This window comes from Chryseobacterium sp. FR048, assembly GCF_056844665.1.
On sequence record NZ_JBXDSE010000008.1, the window covers coordinates 348,944 to 358,709 of the forward strand.

Below are 9,766 nucleotides of genomic sequence, written 5' to 3' on the forward strand. Positions count from 1 at the left end.
TGAAAAAATTAAGTTTTATCTCATGATACAAAAAGACTGATCATTTCACAATCAGTCTTTTGTAGTTTTATTTTGTTACAGATCTTCATAAAGGATACTACGATCGAATTCAGTTTTTTGTAAGAAAAGGTAGTTGTGAAAACGATTTTCTATAAAACATCATTTTTCATTTTTATGAAGAATCAATGCTGATGTAGATGTTTTTCTGTTTGTCATATTTAGTTGGCTAACTTTCTACAGGATAAATTTGAGTCTTCTATTGCTCAATTTTTAGATTCTCATGAACAGGTTAATTTTGACTAAGTGAAGTCTTTGCATAGAATACTTGCCCGGCAGAAGGTACTTTTTCTATGTATCACAAAATTCTTGCTGAAGTTATAATTCATGAGCTTCGAACCTTTTAAAATATATAAAAAAAGACCGATCATATTGACCGGTCTTTTTGTTTATTTCTGTTACAAGTCCTTAGAAAGGATACTCATAAATTTCAGATTCATGTAAGTAAGGGTTTCCTGTAGGAATCAACTTCAGTTTAGATAGAGCTGAAAGTACAGTAAACATAAATAATCCGATTACGAATAGTAAAGCTCCTAGGATCAGGATAAATACTTCCGGAGTGTTCCAGTAAGGTCCTACCGTTCCTGGCATTACCATGTTGAAATAATCAAGGATGTGTCCTAAGATCACTACTACTGCCATCGTTGTAACAACTTTGTAGTTTCTCTTAATGCTGCTACTTACTAGTACCAATAATGGTAATAAGAAGTTGATGATCAACATTGGTAAGAAAGTAGGAGAGTAGTGTTGGAATCTACCGAAGAAGTAGTTAACCTCTTCCGGAACGTTCGCATACCAATAAAGCATGAACTGAGCGAACCATGTATACGTCCAAAGCATACTTGTAGCGAAAAGGAAAACTCCTAAATCGTGTAAGTGGTTGTCATTGAACTGTGGTAAGAAACCATTTTTCTTAAGATAAACACTTAATAAGATGATTACAGCAATACCACTTGATAGGCAGCTAACCATTGAATACCAGATATACATTGTAGAATACCAGTGAGGGTCAATAGACATCAACCAGTCCCAAGCCCAAGCTGCAGAAGCAAATCCGAAGAATGCGATATATCCTACTGCCCATCTGTAAAGCATTTGATATTCAACTTTAGATTTAGTATCATCTACTTTTTTAGACTGAGCTTTAAGTTTCCATGCAAAGAAAGAAGCACCTACTACATAAATGATCGTTCTGATAGCATAGAATGGTATGTTTAAGAATCTTTTCTTTTCGAATAGAATAACGTCGAAGTGAGCCGATTCAGGGTTTGTTAATTCCGGATCCATCCAGTGGAATAAATGGCCATTGTGAGTGATGTTTAAAATCATCAGAATAACCAGAATTGCACCTCCGTAAGGAATATAAGAAGCAATAGCTTCCATTACTCTTGTAATAATAATTGGCCAACCAGCGTGGGCAGCGTGCTGAATACAGTAAAAAAACAATACAGCACAACTTACTCCAAAGAAAAAGACAGCTACAAAGTGTAACGATGCCAATGGCTGATTGTGAACCTGAAGTTCAGCGTGCTCTAAGTGAGCAGCGTGGTCTTGTGGTCCAACCATTTCACTTGAGTGTGTAGGAGCAGTATGACCTGAAGCATGAACAGCTTCCATCATTTGTTCTATTTTCTCAGTAGAAAGTCCTTTATTCATAAAGAAACCAATACCGAACAGAACTAAACCTACAACAAGAAGTATTAGAGAAGTTGATTTTAATTTTGGTGAAAAACTATACATTTCTTTTCTTATTTTTTAGTTTCGGTAGTCGTTTCAGTTGCTGGTGCCGCCGCTGTAGCTGCTGCCGGTGCTGCTGCTCCTTTTTTGAAAGCACTCATCACATACATAGCCACTCTCCATCTGTCTCCTGCGTTCAATTGTCCCGCATAAGACCCCATCGCATTTCTACCGTTAGTTAATACATAATGAACAGATCCTACAGTAAGCTCTCTGTCAGCATAGTTTGGTACTCCTGAGAATGCTCCACTTTGTACGATTGGTCCTTGTCCATCTCCTCCTGTTCCGTGACATGCAGCACAAGTGTGATCAAACAATACTTTTCCTCTTTCAATATCCTTAGCTGCATTAGCCGGGTTCAAAGGAGAAGCTGTAAGTTTTTTAGAAGCATCATATCCTGCATTGTATTGATCTACATTTTTAGGAAGTAAACCTTCTTCAAAAACTCCATCTTTATTTTGAGCTACTGATCCTTCTACTGGAGAAAGACCTGTTGCGCCACTATTTTTAACGAAAGCAGGAATTTCATTTTCATGATCTGAATACGCATCCTGAGCCTTCATCAATGGATCATAAGCTACCGGAAAATACATGTCCGGGAAGTAAACCAGTGGAGTGTTCTCCTTTGGTCCGCAAGAGTTAAGTAAAACTGTTGTTAAACCTAAAACTGCTGTAATTCTTAATACATTCTTTTTCATTTTAAGCGTCTTTAACAGTTATTTCTTCAACTCCAGTTTCGATTAGCAACTGCTTTACAGATTCTACATCTTCAGTTACGAATTCCATCATGAATTTATCATCAGTAGTTCTTGGATCAGGATTCTGAGCCGGAGCTCCCGGATACATTTTGTTTCTAACCAGGAAAGTTAAAGACATCATGTGAGCTGCACAGAATACCATTAATTCGAACATTGGAACTACGAATGCCGGCATGTTGTGTCCCCAGTCAAAAGCTGGTTTACCACCGATATTCTGAGGCCAGTCGTGGTTCATTACATACCAGGTCAAAGTAGCACCGATAGTAACCCCATAACAGGCATAGATGAAAGCAGCATCAGAAATTCTAGTTTTCTTTAACCCTAAAGCTTTATCTAGTCCGTGAACCGGAAACGGAGTATAGACTTCGTTTATTTTGATTCCTTTATCGTTGAATGCTTTAACGCCGTTCATTAAATCGTCGTCGTCAGCATAAAGTCCGTATACAATTTTAGTGGTGCTCATCTCCTTCTTTTGCTTTATAAGTTTCACCTGAGATTTTCAAAATCGATTTTAATTCAGCCTGTGCAATTACAGGGAATGTTCTTGCATATAATAAGAATAATACAGAGAAGAATCCGATAGTTCCTAAGTATACACCCACATCAATGATCGTTGGCTTAAACATTGTCCAAGATCCTGGTAAGTAGTCTCTAGAAAGGTTGATAACGATAATATCGAAACGCTCAAACCACATACCGATGTTGATGATCAATGCAACGATGAACGTCCAGATAATGTTTGTTCTTGCTTTCTTGAACCAGAAAGAAGCTGGTACAACAAGGTTACAGATAATCAAAGACCAGAAAGCCCACCAGTAAGGTCCTACTGCAGCACCCGGTGAAAGGTATGTAAAGTCTTCAAATCTTGATCCTGAGTACCATCCGATGAAATATTCAGTAGCATAAGCCACAGTTACCATACCACCTGTAAGAACGATTACGATGTTCATAATTTCGATATGATACATTGTAATGTACTCTTCAAGGTGACATACTTTTCTTGCAACCAACAATAGGGTCTGTACCATTGCAAATCCTGAGAAGATCGCACCAGCAACGAAGTAAGGAGGATAGATTGTTGAGTGCCATCCTTTAATTACTGAAGTCGCGAAGTCAAAAGATACGGTAGTGTGTACTGAGAATACAAGTGGAGTTGCCAAACCTGCAAGAACCAAAGAAAGTTCTTCGAATCTTTGCCAGTGTTTTGCTTTACCACCCCAACCGAATGCAAGGAATGTATAAATTTTTCTCGTCCAAGGAGTTTTAGCTCTATCTCTGATCATTGCAAAGTCAGGGATTAGTCCCATGAACCAGAATACAGTTGATACTGAGAAATACGTAGAGATCGCAAATACGTCCCAAAGTAGAGGAGAGTTGAAGTTCCCCCAAAGAGAACCGAACTGGTTTGGTAAAGGGAATACCCAATATCCAACCCAAACTCTACCCATGTGGATTACAGGGAAGATTGCTGCCTGTACAACCGCAAAGATCGTCATCGCCTCTGCAGATCTGTTTACAGACATTCTCCATCTCTGTCTAAATAATAATAATACTGCTGAGATTAGGGTCCCGGCGTGACCGATACCTACCCACCATACGAAGTTGGTAATATCCCAACCCCAGTTAATAGTTCTGTTAAGCCCCCATGCTCCAATACCTGTCCCGATAGTGTAAGCGATACAGCCGAATCCATAGAGGAATAGAACTAGCGCAGCATATAATGAGATCCACCATAATTTACCTGCTCTTTCTTCGATAGGTCGTGCAATATCTTCTGTGATATCGTGATAAGTTTTGTGACCAATAATTAGAGGTTCCCTTATCGGAGCTTCGTAATGTCCTGACATTTTTTACCTATTTATTATTTAAACTTTATTTTTCTACTCTGTTTCTTACTTTAGTGTGATAGAACACGTTTGGTTTTGTTCCGATCTCCTCTAGTAAATAATATCTTCTGTTAGAGGCATATACCTTTCTAATTTCAGACTCTTTATCATTCATGTCTCCAAATGTCATTGCACCAGTAGAACAAGCTTTAGAACAAGCAGTCTGGAATTCTCCATCCTTCACTCTTCTTCCTTCTTTCTTAGCCTCAAGAATTGTATTCTGAGTCATTTGGATACACATTGAACATTTCTCCATTACCCCTCTAGTTCTTACAACTACGTCTGGGTTAAGTACCATTCTTCCTAAATCGTTGTTCATGTTGAAGTCGAACTTATCGTTTAGGTTATAAGTAAACCAGTTGAAACGTCTTACTTTGTACGGACAGTTGTTTGCACAATATCTGGTTCCGATACATCTGTTGTAAGCCATATGGTTTTGACCTTGCTTACCGTGTGAAGTAGCCGCTACCGGACATACAGTTTCACATGGAGCGTGGTTACAGTGCTGACACATTACTGGTTGGAAGATTACATCCGGATTATCAGCAGGGTGGTTCAATGCACCTCCTTCTTTGTTGAATGCAGTACCATACAATTCAGGTACAGCCATTCCTTCTTTTAATCCTTCGTATACTTCTACCTTTTGTCTTGAAGAATAGTAACGGTCAATTCTTAACCAGTACATATCTCTAGACATTCTTACTTCTTCTTTACCTACTACAGGAACGTTGTTCTCAGCCTGACAAGCAATGATACATGCTCCACAACCTGTACAAGAGTTCAAGTCAATAGATAAGTTGAAGTGAGGACCGTCAGTATCATCAAATGCATCCCAAAGGTCGATTTTTCTTGCTGGAAGAGCTCCACTGATTGTGTGATATTCCAAAGGCTTGTTCCATCCTTTGTGCTCGTCATCGAAAGGTACGTTGATGAATTCAGCTAAAGGAACTTCTTTAGCGATTTCGTAACGACCCATCAATGTATTTTGAAGCTGGATACCTGCGAATTCGTGATCTTCTCCTGTTTTCTCGATTTTAACTCCTGAAATAGCAAGGTTAGAACCATCGAATAGAGGATAAGCGTTTACTCCTGTATCAGCAGTAGCTCCTGAGTTTTTCTTACCATAACCAAGCGCTAGACCTACTGATCCTTCTGCCTGACCTGGCTGTACAAATACAGGAACATCTTTTATTGTTACTCCGTTTACAGTAAGGTTTACGATAGAACCATCTAACTGCATTCTCGCGTTAAGATCGTTATCGATAGCAAACTTTTCTGCGTCTTTTGGAGAAATTGTCAAGTAGTTATCCCAAGACATTCTGGTGATTGGGTCAGGTAACTCTTGTAACCAAGGGTTGTTTGCCTGAGTACCGTCTCCCATAGAAGTCTTAGTGTATAATACTAATTCTAATTCTGAAGCTTTGAAGTTTCCTAATTCAGCAACAGCCTGAGCAGCGTTTCCACCTGCATAAGATAATGTTGTTGAGTTAGTAGAAGCATTGATACCGTTATATAATGCTTTGTTGAAAGAAGTACCACCTAAAAGAGAAGCAGAGCTTGCCTTTAAATAATCGTAGTAGTTGTTTGCAGCATTGTTTTTACCATTTTTCCAAACCAATAGAGATTCTTCAATCTGTCTTGATTTGTAGATCTTCTGGATCGTAGGCTGCATCAATGAATATACTCCGGTCTGTGGTTCAATATCTCCCCAAGACTCTAACCAGTTAGCTACTGGAATAACAGCCTTAGCTGCTTTGTACATTTCATTTTTCTTATCAGCAACAGCAATTACATAAGGAACTTTAGATAAAGACTTTTTGAAGTCTTCTCCTTTTGGATGAGCATAGATAGGATCTACGTTGTTGGTAACTAATACCCCAACTTGTCCACCGTTTACCCAACCTAGGAATTCCTGGTATCTTGCCCCGTTGAATTCTTTTAGGAAGTTCGCTTTACCTGTGAAAGCTACTGATCCTAATTTTTGGTTGATTAAGTGTGCTAAAACCTGTGCTCCTTTAGAACCATCAGCGAAAACAACAGCTTTGCTTCCTTTTGCTTTCAATTCGTTAGCAATTTCAGTAGCAGTCTTATCAGAAGTACCACCACCTACGATTGCGTTGTAAACTTCCACTAAAGTTTTGTTTACAGCACTTGGTTTTAATCTGTATCTTGAGTCAGCGTTAGCACCAGTTAATGACATGTTAGATTCCACCTGAATGTGTCTCAACATGTTTGCTCCTGGTTTTCTAGCCGCTGCGTAAGAAGATTCTAAGCTTGAAGCGTTATAATCTCCTAAGAAATCAGCCTGGAAAGAAACTACCAATTCAGAACCTTTAAGGTCATAAACAGGTAATGCTCTTTGTCCGAATACTTCCTGAGCAGCATCTAGTCCTGCAGAATAAGGGAAAGCATCGAAAGTTACTAATTCAGCTGTAGGATATTTAGCTTTGAATTCAGCAAATAACTTTTTGAAAGTTGGTGAAGCAAAAGAGTGTGATAATACCACAATCTTTTTGCCTGATGCTTTTGCTTCTTCTAAACCTTTAATAACAAAACTGTCTACTTTATCGAAAGTTTCATCTTTGCCGTCCAGTTTAGGCTGCTTTACTTTATCATTATCATAAAGAGAAAGTACACTTGCCTGAGCTCTTGCATTAGTTTTACCTAAATCACCACCAGCCGGGTTTGGTTCAATTTTGATAGGTCTACCTTCTCTGGTTTTTACTAAAACACTGGCAAAGTCGAAACCATCAAAATATGTTGAAGCGTAATAGTTAGGGATTCCCGGAATAATATCATGCGGCTTTACCACATAAGGAATCGTTTTGATTACCGGAGCTTCGCAGGCAGCTAAAGTTACTGCTGCTGTAGAGAATCCTAATAATTTAAGGAAATCTCTTCTTGAAGTACTTGATCCGTTTTTCTCAGCATCTCCAAGGAAATCTTCTACCGGAATTTCTTCCTGAAACTCTTTCTGAGCCAGCTTATTATTTAAAGCTGGATCTTTAAGTTCATGAATACTTCTGAATTGTATTTTGTTTGAAGCCATTTATACTTCTAATTTTTTAGTTATTAATAATGACATTTACCACACTCAAGACCTCCAATTGCATCTACAGTGATTTTACCTCCATCTTGTGGATATTGTTTTTTCAACTTGTCGTGTAGATTCTTGAAGTACTCTTTATTATAACCGTTGTTCATATCAACCTCAGTCGTTCTGTGGCACTCGATACACCATCCCATAGTAAAGTCGTTAGCCATCTGAACAACATTCATTGTATCAATTTTTCCGTGACAAGCTTTACATACAACATCGATCTTGTTGTTAGGATTCTTTTTGTTGAAAGAATTGATGATCGCTTGTTCACCAGCAATTACGTGCTGAGAGTGGTTGAAGTAAACGAAATCTGGCATGTTGTGGATTCTTGTCCATTCAACCGGCTGTGTTTTTCCTGTGTACTGTTGTTTCGCAGGATCCCAACCTGTTGCAGCGTAGATCTTCTGGATTTCTCCGTCATAGAATGCCTTATCTTTTCCTGGCTCCATGTAGTGATCTTTGTTGTATTCAGAAATTGTTCTGTGACAGTTCATACAAACGTTCATAGAAGGAATCTCAGATACTTTTCCGTATTTAGCACTAGAGTGACATAGCTGACAATCGATTTTCTGTTCTCCAGCGTGGATTTTGTGAGAGAAGTAGATAGGCTGCTCAGGCTTATAACCTTTGTAAACCCCAATCCACATTAGCCAGTTCCATACTCCGTAAGCTGCTAAAATAGCTAGAATAGCCAATAAAGCTTTACCTACATAGTGGAACTTCTCATACATTTCCTTGAACGAACGAACTCTCGTTTCGTTAAGACCTGCCAGTTCTTCAGATTGGCCTAATGTCACTAATTGTCTTAGTTTAATTAAGATCCAAACTAATAAACCTGCAATCGCTAAAAGTGAAATGATAACAACGTTTGTAGTAGTTTTGTCTGCAGGAGCTGCCGCAGTTGCGTCAGTTGCAGGATTTGCTTCCGGTTTTTTCTCTTCCGGAGCCGGAGGATTAGTAGTGAAAGCTAAAATGTCGTCTATATCCTTCTCTGTAAGATTTGGAAAGACCTGCATTTCAGTCTTGTTAAACTTCTCAAAAATCTCATTGGCGTATTTGTCCCCAGAAGCTCTCAGAGCTTTGTTGTCTTTGATCCACTTGTGAAGCCAATCTTTGTCTACACCACCTTCTGTCTTTACACGTTCTACAACCCCCTTTAATGGTGGTCCAACAACTTGTTTGTCCAGCGCGTGACATGCAGTACAATTCGCTTTGAAAAGTTTCTCTCCGTTTTTAGGATCGCCGTCTTGCCCGTAAAATGAAGCACTGGTTGATAGCAATAAGCCTATTGCGATCAACGTTTTTTTATAATGCTTTCTCCAACTAATCATTTAAATTATCTTATGTTAGTAAATTATTGAACATTCAATCAATTCCGCAAAAATAATATTTTTAACAGAAATTTAACGGCATATCGAAAAGGGAAAATATCATTTACGTTTAATTTGTATTGATTCTAAATAACCTGTTTGGTATAGTTTTTTAATTTGTATAAATTTGCGGAAACAAGTTTAAATGAGAAATTTGATTAAAATATTTTCGATATTATCATTATTTGGGTTTTATAGTATTGAAGCACAGCAGGTTGTTAAAAAAGATACCCTTTCGGGAACGGAGCTTGTCATGACGATGGATTCCAAAATAAGTGCTGCCCTGGAAGGAATTGAAGGCAAATGTTCTAAGGTTGCCGTTAATAATCCCTCTAAAGATTCCGGGAATAATGACAGTGGTATTTCTACAGGAACAACCACAAAACCTCCTAAGATCTTTGCTCCCAACAGAGAGCTTACGAATGCTGAAATTTGTAATAAAAACCCAAGAATTTTAGGGTATAAAATCCAGATTACAACGGTAAAAAGCAATGAGGAAGCGAACGAAGTAAAATCTTATTTCAGAAAAAGATTTCCTAATCTGAAAGTGGAAACGGATGCTTCTTTAAGACCGAATTATAAAATTTTGGCAGGAAGTTACTTTACCAAGCAAAGTGCTTCGGGAGATCTTTCCAGAATCAGAGAATATTTCAAATCTGCAGTAGCGGTACAATACAGAATTTTCTGTGCTGAAGCAAAATAAGAACTGATTTTTTCAACATAAAAAAACGAAGAGGTTGTCTCAAAAGGACAGCCTTTTTTATGGGCGTATTTTTTTGTAACTCATATTTTTCAATGAATTTATTTTTCGGGGGTCATATTTTTGAGTTTTTATGGTAGAATAAAGCAAAGGGAGGA

Annotated in this window: 7 protein-coding genes; 1 reads left to right on the plus strand and 6 read right to left on the minus strand. The window is 38.2% G+C overall.

Annotation, left to right across the window (positions count from 1 at the left end; all coding sequences use genetic code 11):
• Positions 1 to 465 precede the first annotated feature (465 nt).
• Genes AC106K_RS22215 through AC106K_RS22240 form a run of 6 tightly spaced genes read right to left on the minus strand, consistent with a single transcriptional unit; the run spans position 466 to position 8,869 of the window.
• Positions 466 to 1,797: a hypothetical protein gene (locus tag AC106K_RS22215; RefSeq protein ID WP_047098678.1), complete on the minus strand. Its 1,332-nt coding sequence runs from the start codon at positions 1,795 to 1,797 to the stop codon at positions 466 to 468.
• Between the two features lie 8 nt (positions 1,798 to 1,805).
• Complete coding sequence (locus AC106K_RS22220; RefSeq protein WP_482447631.1) at positions 1,806 to 2,492, minus strand: c-type cytochrome; 687 nt, start codon at positions 2,490 to 2,492, stop codon at positions 1,806 to 1,808.
• Position 2,493: 1 nt separating this feature from the next.
• On the minus strand, positions 2,494 to 3,015 hold the full coding sequence (locus AC106K_RS22225; protein ID WP_047098680.1) for a DUF3341 domain-containing protein: 522 nt from the start codon (positions 3,013 to 3,015) through the stop codon (positions 2,494 to 2,496).
• A complete protein-coding gene (nrfD, locus tag AC106K_RS22230) occupies positions 3,002 to 4,399 on the minus strand; it encodes an NrfD/PsrC family molybdoenzyme membrane anchor subunit (RefSeq protein WP_047098681.1) in 1,398 nt (465 codons plus the stop codon). Before nrfD ends, AC106K_RS22225 begins: the two co-directional genes overlap by 14 nt.
• Positions 4,400 to 4,424: 25 nt before the next feature.
• Positions 4,425 to 7,487: a TAT-variant-translocated molybdopterin oxidoreductase gene (locus AC106K_RS22235; protein WP_482447633.1), complete on the minus strand. Its 3,063-nt coding sequence runs from the start codon at positions 7,485 to 7,487 to the stop codon at positions 4,425 to 4,427.
• 23 nt (positions 7,488 to 7,510) lie between these two features.
• Positions 7,511 to 8,869, minus strand: coding sequence for a c-type cytochrome (locus AC106K_RS22240; RefSeq protein ID WP_047098683.1), 1,359 nt, complete (start codon positions 8,867 to 8,869; stop codon positions 7,511 to 7,513).
• Positions 8,870 to 9,053: 184 nt separating this feature from the next.
• On the opposite strand from AC106K_RS22240, the gene AC106K_RS22245 reads away from it, so the two are divergent.
• Positions 9,054 to 9,611: an SPOR domain-containing protein gene (locus AC106K_RS22245; RefSeq protein ID WP_482447634.1), complete on the plus strand. Its 558-nt coding sequence runs from the start codon at positions 9,054 to 9,056 to the stop codon at positions 9,609 to 9,611.
• The last annotated feature ends 155 nt before the right edge of the window (positions 9,612 to 9,766 follow it).